An 18,008-nucleotide genomic window follows, 5' to 3' on the forward strand; every position below is an offset into this window, starting at 1 on the left:
CCTGCATCGCAAGGCGCCCGCCGCAGGCGAAGAGAGCCGCCCGCAAGGAAAAAGCAGGAGGAGACCCATGGCCGACCCGCAAGGACAGGGCCCGTTCCGCGGCATCTATCCCATGCTCTATGCCCTGTTCGCCGCCGACGGTTCGCTCGACCGGGGCGCCAACGACGCCCAGGTGGAGGCCTGCATCGCCGGCGGCGTCCATGGGCTCGCGGTCGGCGGTCTCGCCAGCGAGTGCAACAAGCTCACGGTGGAGGAACGGCGGGACCACGCGCGCTGGACCCTGGAGGCGGCGGCAAAGGCGGCTTCCGACCGGGTGCCGGTCAGCGTCACCGTCTCCGACAACACGGTCGGCGGCCAGATCGAGAGCGTCAAACGCGCCGCCGAGGCCGGGGCCGCCTGGGCGGTGCTGCAGCCCCCGCCGGTGAAATCGGCGAGCGAGGAGGAGCTGATCCGCTTCTTCGGCGCGGTCGCCGACGCCTCGCCGATCCCGATCGGCATCCAGAACGCGCCGGAGTATATCGGCATCGGCCTGTCCAATGCCGGGCTGATCGAACTGAACCGCCGACACCCCACAATCTCCATCCTCAAGGCCGAGGGCACCGGCCTGTATATCGGCCGGCTGGCGGAGGAGTCCGGCGGCGCCTTCACCCTGTTCAACGGCCGCAACGGCATCGAGCTGCTGGACAGCCTGCGCCACGGCTGCGCCGGGCTGATCCCCGGGGTGGAGGCCTGCGACGTGGAGAGCCGGATCTACGATCTCCACATGGCCGGCCGCGCCAACGATGCCGACCGGGCGTTCCGCGAGATTCTGCCGCTGCTGCATTTCCTGATGCATACGATCGACCATCTGCTGTGCTACGGAAAGCGCCTGGCCGCGCGGCGCATCGGGCTCTCCGAGGTGCATGACCGCGGCCCGGCCCAGGCCCCGCACCCGGTGGGGATGGCCATTCTGGATCACTGGTCCCGCGACCTCGGGAGGCTTGGACAATGACCACCTTCGTTCTCGTTCACGGCGCATGGCATGGCGGCTGGTGCTGGGTCCGCGTCGCCGAGCGGCTGCGCGCCGCCGGCCACACGGTGTTTACGCCGACGCTGACCGGCCTCGCCGACCGCTCCCACCTGATGAGCCCGACGCTCAGCCTGATGACCCACATCAAGGACGTGGTCGGGCTGCTGGAGTGGGAGGAGCTGAGCGATGTGGTGCTGGTCGGCCATTCCTATGGCGGGGTGGTGATCACCGGCGCCGCCGACCGGGCCGTCGGCCGGGTGAAGTCCCTGATCTATCTCGACGCCCTGGTGCCGGCCCACGGCCAGAGCGCGATGGACGTCCGCCGCCCCGAGCAGGTCGAGGCCGCCTATGCCGCCGCCAAGGCCACGGGCAACGGCTGGCGCATCCCGCCGACCACGGCCGCGACCTTCATGGTGAACGAGGCGGACCAGGCCTGGGTCGACAGCAAGTGCACCGACCTGCCGCTCGCCTGCTTCACCGAGCCGCTCTACCTGTCCGGCGCGATCGACGCGATCACGACCCGGGTCTACATCCGCGCGGCGGGATATCCGGCGCCGCAGTTCGACGCGACGCTGGAGGCGTTCCGCGACGACGACTACGACACCTATGCGGTCGATTGCGGCCACGACGTCATGGTCGACGCGCCGGAGGAACTGACCGAGATTCTTGTTAAGTATGCGTAACGCCGGGAGCCCTTTGGCGTAACGTTTTCGTATCTAAATCTCCGCTCGTCATCCCGGCCGGTCCAGGACTTGATCCGGGGACGGGCCGGGACCGAGAGACGGTGAGATGCTGGGTCCCGGGCCACCACCGGATCAAGTCCGGTGCTGCCCGGGATGACGGGTGAAAGTGATGAAATGAGCGGCTAGAGGTCCTTCGCCGCCGCCAGCACCTCGTCCACATGGCCCGGCACCTTGACCTTGCGCCAGATGCCGCGGATCACGCCGTCGCCGTCGATCAGGAAGGTCGCGCGCTCGATCCCCATGGATTTCCGGCCGTACATCGACTTCTCGACCCAGACCCCATAAGCCTCGGTGACCGCGCCGGTCTCGTCGGCGCCCAGGGTGAAGGGTAGGTCGTACTTGGCCTTGAACTTGTCGTGCTTGGCCACCGTGTCGCGGCTGACGCCGATGATCTCGACCCCGCCGGCACCGGAGAAGTCGGGCAGCGCATCGCGGAAGCCGCAGGCCTCCTTGGTGCAGCCCGGCGTGTCGTCGCGCGGGTAGAAATAAAGCACCACCGGCTTGCCCTTCAGCTTGGCCAGCGACACCTCGCCGCCGCCATCGGTGGGCATGGTGAAGTCCGGGGCCTTGTCGCCGACTTCGAGGCTCATGATCGGGTCTCCTGCTGGTTAAGCGGTCACAGATGTCGGTCGGTGGGGGCATCGTGTCAATTGTCGTGAGGTCGGCCCCGGCGGAGGCGCTATCCCTGTTTGCCCCCACGTCACCCCGCCCCACATACTCCTGCCATGAACCACACCCCACCCCTGCCAACCCTGCCGCCCGCCTTCCAGGCGTGGTTCGCGGCCAAGGGATGGGCGCCCCATCCGCATCAGCTTGAGATGCTCGCAGCCGCCCGGGCCGGGCGGTCGGCGTTGCTGATCGCGCCGACCGGCGGCGGCAAGACGCTGGCGGGGTTTCTCGCCTCGCTGGTCGAGCTGGCGGAGGATCCGCGGGCGGGGCTGCACACGCTGTACATCTCGCCGCTGAAGGCGCTGGCGGTCGATATCCACCGCAACCTCACCGCCCCGATCGAGGAGATGGGCCTCGCCGTCACCGCGGAGACCCGCACCGGCGACACCCCCGCCTCCAAACGCCAGCGCCAGCGCCGCAAGCCGCCGCATATCCTGCTCACCACGCCGGAGAGCCTCGCCCTGCTGCTGTCCTATCCGGATGCGGGGGAGATCTTCGCCGGCCTGCGCTGCGTCGTGGTGGACGAGCTGCACGCGCTGGCCGGCACCAAGCGGGGCGAGCTGCTGGCCCTGGCCCTGGCCCGGCTCGGCACGCTGGCGCCCGAGGCCCGGCGGGTCGGGCTGTCGGCGACCGTCGCCCATCCGGCAGCATTGGAGGCGTATCTGTCGAAGACCGGCCGCGCCCCCGCTGAGGACGTCACCGTCGTGCGCGGCGGCGAAGCGGCTCAAGCCGAGGTCAAAATCCTGCTGCCGGGCGGCGAAAAGGACGAGGACCGCCTGCCCTGGTCCGGCCATATGGGGCTCTACGCCATCGACCGGATCTACGCGGCGATCCAGGCGCACAGGACCACCCTGGTCTTCGTGAACACCCGCGCCCAGGCGGAGCTGATCTTCCAGGCCCTGTGGCATGCCAACGAGGATCACCTGCCCATCGCCCTGCACCACGGCAGCCTGGCCGCCGAGCAGCGGCGCAAGGTGGAGGCGGTTATGGCCAAAGGAGGCCTGCGCGCCGTGGTCGCCACGTCCTCGCTGGATCTCGGCATCGACTGGGCCGCGGTCGACCTGGTGCTGCAGGTGGGCGCGCCCAAGGGCACCTCGCGGCTGCTGCAGCGGATCGGCCGGGCCAACCACCGGCTGGACGAGCCCTCGCGCGCCCTGCTGGTCCCCGCCAACCGGTTCGAGGTGCTGGAATGCAAGGCCGCGCTCGACGCCATGCGGGCGGGCGAGCTGGACGGCGATCCGCCGCGTCCGGGCGGGCTCGACGTGCTGGCCCAGCACGTGCTCGGCACCGCCTGCGCGGCCCCGTTCGATCCGGCCGACCTCTATGCCGAGGTGATCACCGCCGCGCCTTACGCCGATCTCGACCGCGAGAGTTTCGATGCGGTGGTGGAGTTCGTGCGCACCGGCGGCTACGCGCTGAAGGTCTATGACCGGTTCCAGCGCATCCGCCCGAACGCCGACGGACGGCTGGAGGTGGCGGACAAGCGGGTCGCCCAGTCCTACCGCATGAACGTGGGCACCATCGTCGAGGCGGTGACCGTCAAGGTGCGGATGGGGCGCGGCCGCATCCTGGGCGAAATCGAGGAGTATTTCGTCCAGTGGCTTCGGCCGGGCGACACCTTCCTGTTCGCCGGCCGGCTGCTGACCTTCCAGGCGATGCGCGAGAACTTCGTCGACTGCACCCCCGGCGGCGAGGGCGAGCCCGCCGTGCCGGCCTATATGGGCGGCAAGCTGCCGCTGACCACGCAGCTCGCCCACCGGGTGCGGGGGATGCTGGAGGACAGCGCGTCCTGGCCGACCCTGCCGGGACCAGTGGAGGAATGGCTGGAGCTGCAGCGCTGGCGCTCGGTCCTGCCCAGGGCGGACAGCCTGCTGGTGGAGACCTTCCCGCGGGCCGACCGGGAGTACCTGGTCGCCTATACCTTCGCCGGGCGCAACGCCCACCAGACCCTGGGCATGCTGCTGACAAGGCGGATGGAGCGCATGGGGCTGGGGCCGCTCGGATTCGTCGCCACCGACTATGTCATCGCGGTGTGGTCGGTGAAGGCCTGCGAGGACGTGGACGCGCTGTTCGACCAGGACATGCTGGGCGACGACCTGGAGGAATGGATGGCGGAATCCTCCCTGCTGAAGCGCACCTTCCGCAACGTCGCGGTCATCGCCGGACTGATCGAGCGCAAGCTGCCGGGGCACGAGAAGACCGGGCGTCAGGTGACGTTCAATGCCGACCTGATTTACGATGTCCTGCGCAAGCACCAGCCGGATCACATCCTGCTGCAGGCGACCCAGGAGGATGCGGCGCGCGGGCTGACCGACATCCGTCGGCTGTCCGACCTGCTGGTCGGCGTGCAGGGCAAGATCGTCCACCGCCGGCTCGACCGGGTGTCGCCGCTGGCGGTGCCGATCCTGCTGGAGGTCGGCAAGGAACAGGTCGCCGGGGGGGCGATCGAGGCGCTGATGGACGACTTCGCGGAGACCCTCATCGAGGAGGCGATCGGCGGCGACATGCAGGGGAGCCTGCAGATCTAGAGCAAATCACGATCTGATGGAAACATCTGCTCGTGTGAATGTGCTCTATCTTTAATGGGTTAGAGCGCGATCGGGGGGGGGTTGGACGTGTCCATCATGAAGCTGCGCCCGGCCGGCGAAGACGACCTGCAGACGCTCGCCGTGCTCAACCGCCAGCTGCTCGACGGCGAGGGCCACCCCTCCCCGGTCACCCTGCCGGACCTGGTCGACCGGCACCGGGACTGGCTCGGTACCGGCGAATGGACCCAGGACATCCTGGAGGTCGATGGCATGGTGGTGGGTTACATCGTGCACGGCCTCAACCCCTACCCGCTGGATCCGCAGGTCCCCGAGCGGTTCATCCGCCAGTTCTGCATCGACCGCGCCTATCGCCGCCACGGTCTCGGCCGCGACGCCTTCGAGCTGTTCATGGAGATGCGGCTGGAGCCGGGCGGCCGGGTGACCCTGGACGTGCTGGAGAGCAACCCGGCCGGTCAGGCGTTCTGGCAGGCCGTGGGGTGCCGGCCGTTCTTCCACCGGCTGGAGGCGTTCCGGCCTTTGGCATAGCCGGGCGCGGCAGGCGCGCCCCTTCGGGAGGCCGTTTGACCCCGGGCCGGAACACCCTACCTGAAGATCCGCAATTGACATTGACCGAGGCGAAGCCGATGCCCCTGCCCGACCAGATGAACGGCGTCATCCTGACGGGGCATGGCGGTCCGGAGATGCTGCAGTGGCGCAAGGACCTGCCGGTCCCCGTCCCGGGCCTGGGCGACGTCGTCGTCGAGGTCGCCGCCGCCGGAGTCAACAACACCGACATCAACACCCGGGTCGGCTGGTACTCGAAGAGCGGCTCGCCGGAAGAGGACGCGGGCTGGAGCGGCTCGGCGATCGCCTTTCCGCTGATCCAGGGGATCGATGTCTGCGGCCGGATCGCCGCGGTCGGCGACGGCGTCGATGCGGCCCGGATCGGCGAACGCGTGCTGATCGAGCCCTGCCTGCGCGAAGCCGGGGGCCGGACCCTGGACATGCCGAAGTTTCTCGGCTCCGACTGCCCCGGCGGCTTCGCGCAGTACACCCGAGTCGCCGCACGGCATGCCTATCCGGTGCGCAGCACACTGAGCGATGCCGAGCTGGCGTCCTTCCCCTGCTCCTATTCGACGGCCGAGAACATGCTGACCCGCGCCGGTGTGACCAGCGGCGAGACTGTGCTGGTCACCGGCGCCTCCGGCGGCGTGGGATCGGCCGCGGTGCAGCTCGCCAGGGCGCGCGGTGCCCGTGTCGTGGCGGTCACCAGCGCCGCGAAGGCCTCGTCCATCGCCGAACTGGGCGGCGAACGGATACTGAGCCGCGACGACGATTTCGTGAAAACCCTCGGCCGGAACAGCGTCGATGCGGTGGTCGACCTGGTTGGCGGTCCGAAATGGCCGTCCCTGCTCGACCTGCTGCGTCCGGGCGGCCGATATGCCGTCTCCGGCGCGGTCGGCGGGCCGCTGGTCGAGCTCGACCTGCGCACGCTGTATCTCAAGGATCTCAGCTTCTTCGGCTGTACGGCGCTGGAGCCGGAAGTCTTCGCCAACCTGGTCGGCCGGATCGAGCGGGGCGAGATCCGGCCGCTGGTGGCCGAAACCTATCCGCTGGCGGAAATCCAGGCGGCGCAGCGGGCGTTCGGTGAGAAGGGCTATATCGGTAAGATCGTGCTGACCCTTTAGGCCGGGCTCGACAGCTTCATCAGCACCAGGCCGCAGACGATCAGCAGGGCCGCGACCAGGCGCAGCGGGCTCACCGCCTCTCCCAGGAACACGATGCCGACGACGAAGGCACCGACCGCGCCGATCCCGGTCCAGACCATGTAGGACGTCCCGAGCGGCAGCGACCGCATGGCCCAGGCCAGCAGGCCGAAGCTCACCAGCATGGCCGCCAGGGTGACGATCGACGGGCCGAGCCGGGTGAACCCGGCCGACTGCTTCATCGAAAAGGCCCAGACGATTTCGAACAGGCCGGCGACGGTGAGAATGATCCAGGGCATGGCAGCCTCCTCGCGGTGGACTGCCGGGCCGTCCCGGACTTCTACCCGTGCCCGGACTTCGACCCGAGGCGGGGGAGGACGTGGCCTCGCGACGGCGCGATATACCGCCGTCGTCGCGGAAATCAAGAGGGTTGGCGGCGGGGCAGTCGCGAACGGCGAGCCGTCGGAAGCTCTCCCCGCTCCTTAGTCTCCGTTTACACACTCCCCGGCCTTGTGCCGGGGTGATCCCGTCCGCGCGACGGGGCGTCGTCGGTCGCGCCTGTCCCTACGGATTGCCCCGGCGCAAGGCCGGGGAGTGTTTGAAAAGAGCGGTTGCGGGTGTCGGAGAGGAGGGGGCCGCGAGGAGATCCTACCCCGCCGCCACCTCCACGCTGACCGAGCCGATGCCGGGAACGGTGACCGTCGCGGTCTCGCCCGACTCGGCCGGGATGACGCCGACCCAGGAGCCGGTGATGATCACGTCGCCCTTCTTCAGGCCGCGCGCCGCCATCTCCGGGCCCCAGCCGGCCATGTGGTTGACCAGCCAGGTCGGCAGCCGGTTCATGTCCTGCCCCGGATAGTTCTTGCCCGGCACCTCCACATGGACCGTGCCCATCTCGAAGATCACCTTGAGGTCTTCCACAGCCACCCCGGTCGCCGACCGGCCGACGGCTGAAACCACCGTGCCGCCATTCGCCTGGAAGTCGGCCATGGCGGCGAGCGGCGGGATGTTCGGCCATTCGATGATGCGCGGTTCGACGATCTCGATGGCGGCGGCCAGGCCTTCCATGGCGTCCAGCACCTCCTCCTGGGTGGTGCCGTGGTCGCAGGGCAGGTCTCGGCCGACCACCATGGCCACCTCCGCCTCCAGCCAGAGCGGACGGGTGCCGGTGGACACGATGCGGGTGTGGTCCCGGAACACCGTATCGGTGGCCAGCGGAGCGGCCGTCGGCTCACCGGTGCGGCCGGAGGCGCCGACCTTGAAGCCGGCGACGCCGAGACCCAGGCCACCCAGCGTCTCCACCTGGGCGGCGAAGGCGGCGGCACGGTCCGCCGGGACACCCTGCGGCAGGGTGATCCGCGACCCGGCACTGCGGGCCTCGATCATCGCGGCGGCGAACGGGCTGGTCATGTTCTCATTCCTCCCTCTGACGCCAGACGGCGCAATTCCGACCGGCAGGCCTCCGCGTCTGCGGCGAAGTCCCCCATGATCCACCATGCTTCCACACGGCGCAGCAAATCTCCGACAATCGGCCCCGGCGGGATGCCGAGCTCGGTCACGTCGCCGCCGCCGAGCGGGAAGACGGGACGCGTCCAGGTCCGGGCGGTGTCGAGATCGTCGGCGACATCCTCGCCGGTTTCGGCCGCGCGCAGCAATCGGGCATCGGTGAAGGCCTCCGCGCCGACGCGATAGATCGCGGCCCGACGCGCCCGCGCATCCGCCGGCGCATCGGGCGGCGTGGCCAGAGCCGCGGCCAGGCGCTTGGCCTCGGCATTCGACAGTTTCAGCCGCGCGGCCACCGTCTCCGCCCCGTCCGGCTCGGCCACCAGGGCGGCCAGGCGGCGCAGCGGATCGCCGGCCAGACCCAGGGCCCGCTCCAGATTCATCAGCGCCACCGCCCGGCCGGCATCGACCGGTCCGTCCCACAGATGCCTCGCCACGCCGGCCTCGGCCATGGCGACCAGCACCTCCGCCGCCCGCTCGGCAACCAGCAGGCGGGACAGCTCCTTCCAGATCCGTTCGCCGGACAGCCGCGCCGTGCTCGGCGCCAGGGCGGAACAGGCGGCCAGACCGGCGGTGTCCAGCCCGTCGCGGCCATAGGCGGCATGGAAACGGAAGAACCGCAGGATCCGCAGCACGTCTTCGCGGATCCGGGTCTCGGGCTCGCCGACGAAGCGGATCCGGCGGGCGCGGGCATCGGCAATCCCGGCCCCGGTCGGGTCGTACAGCGTGCCGTCGGCGTCGAGATACAGCGCGTTCAGGGTGAAGTCCCGGCGGGCCGCGTCCTCCGCCCAGTCGTCGGTGAAGGCGACCACGGCACGGCGGCCGTCGGTCTCCACGTCCCGGCGCAGGGTGGTGACCTCCACCGGCTCGCGGTCGATCACGACGGTGACGGTGCCGTGCTCGATGCCCGTGGGGATCGCCTTGAGCCCGGCCGCCGTGCAGAGGTCCAGCGTGCGTTCGGGCTTGGCGTCGGTGGCGATGTCGAAATCGGTGACCGGCAGGCCGAGCAGATGGTTGCGCACAGCACCGCCGACGAAGCGTCCGCGATGACCGCCCTGCGCCAGGACCGACAGAACGGCGGTCGCCGCCGGATGGCGCATCCACGCGGCGACGGCGATGGTCTCGGCCGGTTTCATGGACCCGTTATCATAGATTTGCGCTCAGCGCTGCGAGGCGGCGTGCATGACGTCGGACAGGTTCACCAGCATGCCCGCCGTGGCGCCCCAGATGTAGTAGTGCTCGTAGGGCAGCACGAAAAAGTGCCGTGTCGTCCCCTGCCAGGTGCGGCTGTGCCGCTCCTGATTGGCGGGATCGAGCAGGAAGGACAGCGGCACCTCGAAGATTTCCGCCACCTCCACCGGGCAGGGCGTGAGGGCCAGCGGCGGGCGCAGGAAGCCGACGATCGGCGTCACGGAATAGCCGGTGCGGGTCACGTAGGTGTCCAGCCGGCCGACGATCTCGACCTCGCGGCGGTCCAGGCCGATCTCCTCCTCGCTCTCACGCAGGGCCGTGTCGATATGGCTGCCGTCCTCCTCCTCGACGCGGCCGCCGGGGAAGCTGATCTGGCCCTTATGCACCGGCAGGTCGTCGGAGCGGCGGGTCAGCAGCACGGTCAGGTGTCCGTCGCGCTGCACGATCGGCACCAGCACCGCCGCCTGACGCGGATCGGCGGGCACCGCCATGCCCGGGTTCAGGTCGTGGTCGCCGCGGTAGTGGACGATGGGGGAGACCGCGTGGGGCAGTCCGTCGGTCAAGCGACCCTCGGCGGCGCCCAGGAACTGTCGGCGGAAGCCTTCGTGGCTGTCCGGAATGTCCAATTGTGCTGCGTCGCTCACTCGGCCCTGCCCAGAGGAAAGAACACCCCACCACTCCATACACCGAGAACACCCGAGCCGTCCGCGCTCTCGACCGCCATCTCGGCGAGCCGGTAGTAGGTCGCCCGGTTGATCAGCGCTTCCAGCCGGTCGCGCACCATCACGTACGGGGCGGGCTCGCCGGTTTCCCGGTCCACGTCGAGCCGAATCGGATGATCCGGACCGGCGACCACGGTTTCGTCAAGATTGGTCCGGAAAGTCAGGGTCGCGTCGGGTCCGGCGGCATCTTCCGGCGGATCGATATCCACGTCGACCGCCACGAAGGGCGCGTCGTCCACATGGATGATCCCGCGCTCCACCGGGGTGACGAGCCAGAACCGGCCCTCGTCGTCCCGGCGCAGGACCGTGGCGAACAGTTTGACGAGAGGCATGCGTTGGATCGGCGAATTCAGATAGTACCAGGTGCCGTCCCGGCCGATCCGCAATCCGAACTCTCGGGGCGCGTCGGAAACCGTGTCCGCCGCGCTACACGTTTCGTTGTGATCGTCGGATGGCCCCTTGTGCGAAGCCCCGGTCACGCTACGCTCAATGTCATGGATGGACCGAACGCTGTCTTGCCCCATGTCTCTCATGTCCGCTTCTGGCGTGCATCGACCCGGCCGCGTTCCTCGTTGATCGTTCCTGAAGGTGCGATCGTTCCAGACGCCGTCGGCCGGTTCGGGTCGGACGCGACCGGAAGCCGCGCCCCTGTAAAGGAAATATAGCCGCGATGAGCGATACCACCACCCTTGACCCCCGAGCGAACGGTATTCCGAAGGACGGTGCCGCCTTCATCAAGGAGATCGAGACGCTCGCCGACACGCTCACCACCGTGCGCAGCGGAGTGGGGAAGATCATCTTCGGCCAGCAGGAAGTGGTCGACCAGACCCTGGTCACAGTGCTGGCCGGCGGTCATGCCCTGCTGATCGGCGTTCCCGGTCTGGCCAAGACCCGGCTGGTCGAGACCCTGGGCATCGTCCTCGGCCTCGACGACAAGCGCATCCAGTGCACGCCCGACCTGATGCCGTCCGACATCCTGGGCTCGGAGATCCTGGACGAGGATGCCGAGGGCAGACGCAGCTTCCGCTTCGTCGAAGGCCCGGTCTTCGCCCAGTTGCTGATGGCGGACGAGATCAACCGCGCCAGCCCGCGCACCCAGTCCGCGCTGCTGCAGGCAATGCAGGAGCACAGCATCTCCGTCGCCGGCCACACCCACGCGCTGCCCAGCCCGTTCCATGTGCTGGCCACCCAGAACCCGCTCGAGCAGGAGGGTACCTATCCTCTGCCCGAGGCCCAGCTCGACCGTTTCCTGCTGCAGGTCAGCGTCGGCTATCCCGACATGGACGCCGAGCGGGCGATGCTGCTGGCCACCACCGGGTCCGACGAGGCGAAACCCAAACAGGTGCTGAGCGCTGCCGACCTGCTGTTTGCCCAGAAACTCCTGCGTTACCTGCCGGTGGGCGAGAGCCTGGTCGAGGCGATCCTCGGCATCGTGCGTTCGGGCCGTCCGGACAGCAGCGAGATCGAGGCGGTGCGCCGTCACGTCTCCTGGGGCCCCGGTCCCCGCGCCAGCCAGGCGCTGATGCTGGCGATCCGTGCCCGCGCCGTGCTGGACGGCAGGCTCGCGCCGTCGATCGACGACGTGCTGGAGCTGGCCTATCCGGTGCTGCGCCATCGCATGGCCCTGAATTTCGCCGCCCGGGCCGAGGGCGTGTCCCTGGACTCGGTCATCGACAGCCTCTGCGCCCCTTACCGCTGACGGAGCCTTGATGCGCCAACAGGCCCAGGACCTCGCTGCGACCCTGCCCCCGCTTCTGGTGGCGGCGCAGCGCGTGGCCCATACCGTGGCGCCCGGCGCCCATGGCCGCCGTCGGGCGGGGCTCGGCGACGATTTCTGGCAGTTCCGTCCCTATCAGTCGTTCGACTCCGTGCGCAGCATCGACTGGCGCCGCTCCGCCATGGGGCAGACTACCTTCGTGCGGGAACGCGAGCAGGCGACGGCTCAGACCGTCTACCTCTGGCGCGACGCCTCGCCGTCGATGCGCTGGCGTTCCGACCGCAACCTGCCGGAAAAGCGCGAGCGCGCGGCCCTGCTCACGATGGCGCTGGCCGTCCTGCTGATCGAGGCGGGCGAGCGGGTCGGGCTGGTGGGCGAGCAGATCTCGCCGCGCACCGGCCGGCCGGCACTGGAGCCCCTGGCCGCCCTGCTCACCATGACGTCCGACGCGGCCGGGTCTCTACCGGTCTACGAGCCGCTGCCCCGCCATGGCACCGCCGTGCTGATGGGCGACCTGTTCGATCCCCTGAGCGAGGTCGACGCCCTGGTGAAGCGTTGGTCCGCCGAAGGCATCCGCGGCCACATTCTGCAGGTGACGGACCCGGCGGAGGAGAGCTTCCCGTTCCACGGCCGCGTGCGGTTCGAGGGGCTGGAGCACGAGCTGCCGCAACTGCTCGGCCGGGCCGAGCGGGTGGCCGACGACTATGCGAGCCGGTTCGCCGCCCACCGCGCCGGTCTGGAGGAGATCGCCCGGCGCGCCGGCTGGAGCTTCGCCCATCACACCACGGACCGGCCGGCCGAGGCGGCGCTGCTCGCGCTGTACACCGTGATCGCCCAACGGCCGGATTGAGGGGAGTGCCGCGATGCTGACCCTCGGTCCCCTCGCCTTCGCCGTTCCCTGGGCGCTCGCCGCCCTGGCCGTCCTGCCCGTCCTGTGGTGGCTGCTGCGGGTGATCCCGCCGGCGCCCAAGCGCATCAGCTTTCCGGCGATCCGGCTGCTGGAAGGGCTGCGGCCGGAGGAGGACACGCCCCATTCCACACCCTGGTGGCTGCTGCTGCTGCGGCTGCTGATCGCCGCCCTGGTGATCCTCGCGATCGCCCGGCCGCTGATCCCCTCGGGCACGGCGATCCCGGCCGGCGGCCCGATCCTGCTGGTGTTCGACGACGGCTGGTCCTCGGCCCGCGATTTCGAGGCCCGGCGCGACCGCGCCCTGCGCATCCTCGACCAGGCCGAACGCGAGAACCGTGCCGTCGCCCTGCTGACCACCGCCGATCCGATGCCGGGCCAGCGCCGCGAGGTCGACCTGTCTCCGGCCGGCGCCCTGCGCTCGACGCTCGGCGCCCTGCAGCCCAAGCCCTGGGGCCGCAATCTGGTGGCGGTGGGCGAGGTGCTCGATGGCGCCACCCTTGCACCGGACACCACAGTGGTCTGGCTGCGCGAGGCGATCGAGGCGCCGGGTGCCGACGCCTTCGGCGACCGGCTTTCGCAGATCGGTCCGGTGGTGGTGATCGACAGCGCCGACAGCGGCCCGGTCTGGCTCGACGATCCGGATCCGGCCGAACTGGCCCTGACGGCGGAACTGCGGCGCGGCACCGGCGTCGGCGACCGGGTGGTCGGCGTGCGCGCCATCGCCGAGGACGGCCGCGTGCTGACCCGGCAGAGCGCCGCCTTCGAGGCCGAGACGGATCGGCTCACCGTCGCCATCGACCTGCCGACCGAGCTGCGCAACGACGTCGCCCGGCTGGAAGTGGAGGACGAGAACACCGCGGCGTCCGTCTTCCTGATGGACGAGCGCTACAAGCGCCGGCCGGTCGGGCTGGTCTCGGCCCGGGATTTCGAGGGGTCGCAGCCGCTGCTGGACGATCTGTACTACCTCGACCGGGCGCTCGATCCGTTCACCGAGGTGCGGCGCGGCGACATCAATTCCCTGCTGGAGCGAGACCTCGCGGTGATCGTCCTGGCCGATGCCGGGGGCATCACCTTCGAGCAGCGCCAGACGCTGGAGGGCTTTCTGGAGGCCGGCGGCGTGGTGCTGCGTTTCGCCGGCGAGCGGCTGGCGGCCTCCGGGGCCGATGAGGGCACCGACACCCTGCTGCCGGTGCGCGTCCGCCGGGGCGACCGCACCCTGGGCGGGGCCCTGTCCTGGTCGCGGCCGGAGCCACTGGCGCCGTTCGACGCCGACAGCCCCTTCGCCGGGCTCGAGGTCCCGGACGACGTGACGGTGTCGCGCCAGGTGCTGGCCGAGCCGTCGATCGACCTAGGCGAGAAGACCTGGGCCCGGCTGCTCGACGGCACGCCGATCGTGACGGCGGAACGCCGGGGCGAGGGCTGGCTGGTGCTGGTCCACACCACCGCCAACGCGGACTGGAGCAACCTGCCGCTCTCCGGCCTGTTCGTGGCCATGCTGCGCCGGATCGTGGCGCTGAGCCAGGGCATCGGAGGGTCGAACGAGCGGGCGATGCCGCCCTACGCCCTGCTGGACGGATTCGGCACGCTCGGCGGCCCGGTCTCCGGCACCGAGCCCCTGCCCTCGGCGGCGGCGCGGGCGGAGCTTGGCATGCCGGCGATCGGCCCGCGCCATCCGCCGGGCTTCTACGGCGACGAGAGCGCACGCGAGGCGCTGAACCTGGGGCCGTCGCTGGACGGCGCGGCGCTCGCCTCGGGCACGCCGGACGGCGCGGCGCGCCAGCCGCTGGAGGCCGGGCGCGACACCGAACTGCAGGGCTGGGCCCTGGCGCTCGCGCTGCTTCTGGCGATCATCGACACCCTGATCGGCCTCGCCCTGCGCGGATTGCTGACCGGGCGGTTCCTGACGGCCGGCGGCCGGGGGGCCGCCGCGATCCTGCTGGCCGCCGCCCTGCTGGCGCCGGGCAGTGGACAGGCCCAGCAGGCGCAGCAGCCGACCGATCCGGAGGCCTTCGCCCTGCAGGCCGCCGCGGAGATGCGCCTGGCCTATGTGCTGACCGGCGACACCTGGATCGACGGCATCAGCCATGACGGGCTGGCCGGTCTCAGCGATGAGCTGACCCGGCGCACGGCGGTGGAGCCCGCCCCGCCCTTCGGCGTCGATATCGAGAGCGACGAGCTCGCCTTCTTCCCGCTGCTGTACTGGCCGATCACCCGCGAACAGCCGGAACTGTCCGGAACCGCGGTAGCCCGGGTGAACGACTACATGCGCAACGGCGGGATCATCATCTTCGACACCCGCGACCAGTACGAGGTCACCGTGCCGGGCGCGGCCGGCGGCTCCGGCCTGCGCCGGCTGGCCCAGCTCAGCCAGAGCCTCGACATCCCGCCGCTCGCCCCCGCCTCACCGGACCACGTGCTCACCCGCGCCTTCTATCTGCTGGACACGTTTCCCGGCCGCTATGTCGGCGGTACGGTTTGGCTGGAGGACGAACGGGTGCGCTCGTCCGACACCGAGGTCTCGCCGGTGATGGTCGGCAGCCACGACTGGGCCGGTGCCTGGGCCCGCGACCAGCAGGGACGCCCGCGCTTCCCGGTGGTGCCCGGCGGCGAGCTGCAGCGCGAGATGGCGACCCGGTTCGGCATCAACCTCGTGATGTACGCCCTGACCGGCAACTACAAGGCGGATCAGGTCCACGTGCCGTCCATCCTCGAACGGCTCGGTCAGTGAGGCGGATACGATGATCGCGGATTCCCTCTCCGTCAGTTTCGCCCCCCTGGTTCCCTGGGCCCTGGTGATCGGGCTCGGCATCCTGGCGCTGCTCGTGCTGGCGCTGGGCTGGATCCGGGGCGCCAACGGCATCGTCTGGCGCACCGCCGCGCTCGCCGTGCTGACCCTGGCCCTGGCCAACCCGACCCTGATCGCCGAACGCCGCGAGCCGCGCGAGGACGTGGTCGTGCTCGCCGTCGACCGCACCACCAGCCAGTCCATCGGCGAGCGCACCGAGCGCACCGACGCGGCGGTGAGCGCCCTGGAGGAACGGCTGGCCCGTCTTACGGGACTGCGGGTGAAGCAGGTCACCGTCCGCGACGGTGGCATCGGCGAGACGACGGAAGGTACCCGTCTGGGCGCCGCCGTCCGCGAGGCGCTGAGCGACGTGCCGGAGGCGCGGGTCGCTGGCGTGATCGCCGTCACCGACGGCCAGGTCCACGATTCCGAGCGGCTGACCGGCCTGACCGACGCGCCCCTGCATGTGCTGCTGACCGGCGATCAGGGGGAACAGGACCGCCGCCTGCGAGTCGTGCAGGCGCCGAGCTTCGGCATGGTCGGCAAGACGGTGACCCTGACCGTCGAGGTCGTCGATCCGGCCACGCCCCAGGGCGAGCCCGTCACCCTGCGGCTCTCCATCGATGGCGAGCCCGGACCGGACCTGCCGATACCGGCCAATACCCGCCACGAGATCGAGCTGCCGATCGACCATGCCGGCCAGACGGTGGTGGAGCTGTCCGTGGAGCCCGGCCCGGCGGAGCTGACCCTGGAGAACAACCGTGCCGTGGTCGGCGTCGGTGGCGTGCGCGACCGGCTGCGGGTGCTGCTGGTCTCCGGCGCGCCCCATGCCGGCGAGCGCACCTGGCGCGACATCTTGAAATCCGATCCGTCGGTCGACCTCGTCCACTTCACCATCCTGCGGCCGCCGGAGAAGCAGGACGGTACGCCGATCCGCGAGCTGTCGCTGATCGCCTTCCCGTTCCGCGAGCTGTTCGAGCTGAAGCTGAACGAGTTCGACCTGATCATCTTCGACCGCTACCGGCGGCGGGGCGTGTTGCCGCGCCTCTACCTGAAGAACATCGCCGACTATGTCCGAGACGGCGGCGCGCTGCTGGAAGCCTCCGGCCCCACCTTCGCCGGCCGGCTCAGCCTCGCCCGCACGCCGCTGGGCGAGGTGCTGCCGGTCAACCCGACCGGCGGGGTGATCGAACAGGGCTTCAGACCGAAGGTCACCGATATCGGCCAGCGCCATCCGGTCACCAGCGCGCTGGCCGGCGCCAATGCCGGCCCCACGACCGAGCCGGTCTGGGGCCGCTGGTTCCGCCAGATCGACGGCCAGGGCACCAACGGCAACGCGGTCATGAGCGGTGTCGGCGGCCGGCCTCTGCTGGTGCTCGACCGGGTCGGCGAGGGCCGGGTCGCCCATCTGCTCTCCGACCAGATCTGGCTGTGGAGCCGTGGCTTCGAGGGCGGCGGGCCGCAGGCCGAAGTGCTCCGCCGCACCGCCCATTGGCTGATGGAGGAGCCGGACCTGGAGGAGGACGACCTGCGGGCGATCTCCCGGGGCCGGTCGATCGAGATCGAGCGCCGGACCCTGGGCGACACCGTGCCGCCGGTCCGCGTGACCGGACCGGACGGCAGCGAAGTATCGGTCGAATTGGAGGTCACCCAGCCGGGGCGGGCCCGCGCCACCCTCGACGTGGACCGCCCGGGTCTGTACCGCCTGAGCGACGGGGAGCAGGACGCGCTGGTGGCGGTCGGCGCCCTCAACCCGGTCGAATTCACCGATGTCGCGACCACCGACGCCCATCTCGGCCCAATGGCCGAGGCGACAGGCGGCTCGGTCACCTGGGTCTCCGAGGCCGGCACGCCCTCGCTGCGGCGCGTGTCGCCCGGCCGCACGGCCTCCGGACGCGGTTGGATCGGGCTGCGGGAGAACGGCGACTACGTGGTCGCCGGCGTGTCGCTCCTGCCCGCGCTGCCGGCCGGTCTGGCGCTGGTCCTGGTGCTGGGCACCCTGGTTCTGGCGTGGCGCCGCGAGGGCGACTGACCGAAGCGGTGCCTAAAGCATCACCACACACAATCAAATAAGTGAATACTCATTCAGAACAATTCGCACAATTCCGATCAGAATTTTGACGTGACGCGTGCATACGTGCGTTGCAATAGTCCCGCATGGTCCGAGGGAGGGAGCATGCAATGGACGGAATCTTTGACCATTGGATCGATCAATCCGGCAGAACACTGTCTCTGAGTAACATCATACGCGATAAGTCTGGCGAGCAGGCGATCTGGTATGCCCTGAAAGATCTGGGCTATGCGGCCGTCGCCTGGGACGACGGCGGCGTGCGGGTGCGGCTGGCGGCCGACGGCGTCGATCCGGGCACCGTGGACGGGCTGATGATGGCCCTGAAGGCGGTCCGGCGTCCGGTCGTGCTTGAGGTCTGGGACGGTGCCGACTGGCAGCGCAAGGACTATGCCGACGGCGCGGAGTTCGCCAATGAAGTCTTCCTGGCGATCGATATCCCCGAGTGACGATCTTG

16 protein-coding genes are annotated in these 18,008 nt (G+C 70.1%); 10 read left to right on the plus strand and 6 right to left on the minus strand.

From position 1 onward, the window contains the following. The first annotated feature begins 67 nt into the window (after positions 1-67). Both BLS34_RS03255 and BLS34_RS03260 read left to right on the plus strand, forming a co-directional pair. Positions 68-991 (plus strand): dihydrodipicolinate synthase family protein, encoded by a 924-nt coding sequence (locus BLS34_RS03255; protein WP_093148168.1) that lies wholly within the window; start codon positions 68-70, stop codon positions 989-991. Continuing rightward, the gene (locus tag BLS34_RS03260) at positions 988-1,692 is read left to right on the plus strand and encodes an alpha/beta fold hydrolase (protein WP_093148170.1); all 705 of its coding nucleotides are present in this window, start codon (positions 988-990) and stop codon (positions 1,690-1,692) included. The genes BLS34_RS03255 and BLS34_RS03260 overlap by 4 nt, the downstream gene beginning before the upstream one ends. A 182-nt stretch (positions 1,693-1,874) precedes the next feature. Here BLS34_RS03260 and bcp read toward each other — a convergent pair whose 3' ends face one another. Further along, the gene (gene bcp / locus BLS34_RS03265; RefSeq protein WP_028794004.1) at positions 1,875-2,342 is read right to left on the minus strand and encodes a thioredoxin-dependent thiol peroxidase; all 468 of its coding nucleotides are present in this window, start codon (positions 2,340-2,342) and stop codon (positions 1,875-1,877) included. A 135-nt stretch (positions 2,343-2,477) separates the two neighbouring features. Here bcp and BLS34_RS03270 point away from each other — a divergent pair, with 135 nt between their 5' ends. The 3 genes from BLS34_RS03270 (at position 2,478) to BLS34_RS03280 (ending at position 6,637) form a co-directional block, all read left to right on the plus strand. Beyond that, positions 2,478-4,949, plus strand: a complete 2,472-nt coding sequence (locus BLS34_RS03270) for a ligase-associated DNA damage response DEXH box helicase (protein ID WP_093148172.1) — start codon at positions 2,478-2,480, stop codon at positions 4,947-4,949. A gap of 96 nt (positions 4,950-5,045) precedes the next feature. Beyond that, a complete protein-coding gene (locus tag BLS34_RS03275) occupies positions 5,046-5,495 on the plus strand; it encodes a GNAT family N-acetyltransferase (protein WP_093148174.1) in 450 nt (149 codons plus the stop codon). A gap of 98 nt (positions 5,496-5,593) precedes the next feature. After that, a complete protein-coding gene (locus BLS34_RS03280) occupies positions 5,594-6,637 on the plus strand; it encodes an alcohol dehydrogenase family protein (protein ID WP_093148647.1) in 1,044 nt (347 codons plus the stop codon). Here BLS34_RS03280 and sugE read toward each other — a convergent pair. From sugE to BLS34_RS03305, 5 genes are all read right to left on the minus strand, one after another. After that, positions 6,634-6,954 carry a quaternary ammonium compound efflux SMR transporter SugE gene (gene sugE / locus BLS34_RS03285; RefSeq protein WP_028794001.1) on the minus strand — a complete coding sequence of 107 codons (321 nt, stop codon included), beginning with the start codon at positions 6,952-6,954 and terminating at the stop codon, positions 6,634-6,636. The two genes, BLS34_RS03280 and sugE, sit on opposite strands and share 4 nt — an antisense overlap. 349 nt (positions 6,955-7,303) lie before the next feature. Next, entirely contained in the window at positions 7,304-8,065 is a 762-nt protein-coding gene (locus BLS34_RS03290; protein ID WP_175474084.1) for a fumarylacetoacetate hydrolase family protein, read from the minus strand. After that, the gene (locus BLS34_RS26615; RefSeq protein WP_093148178.1) at positions 8,062-9,294 is read right to left on the minus strand and encodes a CCA tRNA nucleotidyltransferase; all 1,233 of its coding nucleotides are present in this window, start codon (positions 9,292-9,294) and stop codon (positions 8,062-8,064) included. Before BLS34_RS26615 ends, BLS34_RS03290 begins: the two co-directional genes overlap by 4 nt. Before the next feature lie 24 nt (positions 9,295-9,318). Continuing rightward, entirely contained in the window at positions 9,319-9,993 is a 675-nt protein-coding gene (locus BLS34_RS03300) for a CoA pyrophosphatase (protein WP_245701905.1), read from the minus strand. Further along, positions 9,990-10,457: a DUF1285 domain-containing protein gene (locus BLS34_RS03305; RefSeq protein ID WP_281169159.1), complete on the minus strand. Its 468-nt coding sequence runs from the start codon at positions 10,455-10,457 to the stop codon at positions 9,990-9,992. The genes BLS34_RS03300 and BLS34_RS03305 overlap by 4 nt, the downstream gene beginning before the upstream one ends. A gap of 284 nt (positions 10,458-10,741) precedes the next feature. Between BLS34_RS03305 and BLS34_RS03310 the strand changes: the two genes are divergently transcribed. The 5 genes from BLS34_RS03310 to BLS34_RS03330 all read left to right on the plus strand — a co-directional run bounded on the left by BLS34_RS03310 (position 10,742) and on the right by BLS34_RS03330 (position 18,000). Further along, positions 10,742-11,770, plus strand: coding sequence for an AAA family ATPase (locus BLS34_RS03310; protein ID WP_028793996.1), 1,029 nt, complete (start codon positions 10,742-10,744; stop codon positions 11,768-11,770). A 10-nt stretch (positions 11,771-11,780) separates the two neighbouring features. Next, positions 11,781-12,638, plus strand: coding sequence for a DUF58 domain-containing protein (locus BLS34_RS03315; RefSeq protein ID WP_038013945.1), 858 nt, complete (start codon positions 11,781-11,783; stop codon positions 12,636-12,638). A gap of 13 nt (positions 12,639-12,651) precedes the next feature. After that, on the plus strand, positions 12,652-15,426 hold the full coding sequence (locus BLS34_RS03320) for a DUF4159 domain-containing protein (RefSeq protein ID WP_093148181.1): 2,775 nt from the start codon (positions 12,652-12,654) through the stop codon (positions 15,424-15,426). Between the two features lie 10 nt (positions 15,427-15,436). Next, positions 15,437-17,515 carry a hypothetical protein gene (locus BLS34_RS03325; RefSeq protein WP_093148184.1) on the plus strand — a complete coding sequence of 693 codons (2,079 nt, stop codon included), beginning with the start codon at positions 15,437-15,439 and terminating at the stop codon, positions 17,513-17,515. A gap of 149 nt (positions 17,516-17,664) precedes the next feature. Beyond that, positions 17,665-18,000 (plus strand): hypothetical protein, encoded by a 336-nt coding sequence (locus BLS34_RS03330; RefSeq protein WP_028793992.1) that lies wholly within the window; start codon positions 17,665-17,667, stop codon positions 17,998-18,000. Positions 18,001-18,008: the final 8 nt, after the last annotated feature.

This window comes from Thalassobaculum litoreum DSM 18839 (genome assembly GCF_900102465.1).
In the GTDB taxonomy this organism is placed as follows: domain Bacteria; phylum Pseudomonadota; class Alphaproteobacteria; order Thalassobaculales; family Thalassobaculaceae; genus Thalassobaculum; species Thalassobaculum litoreum.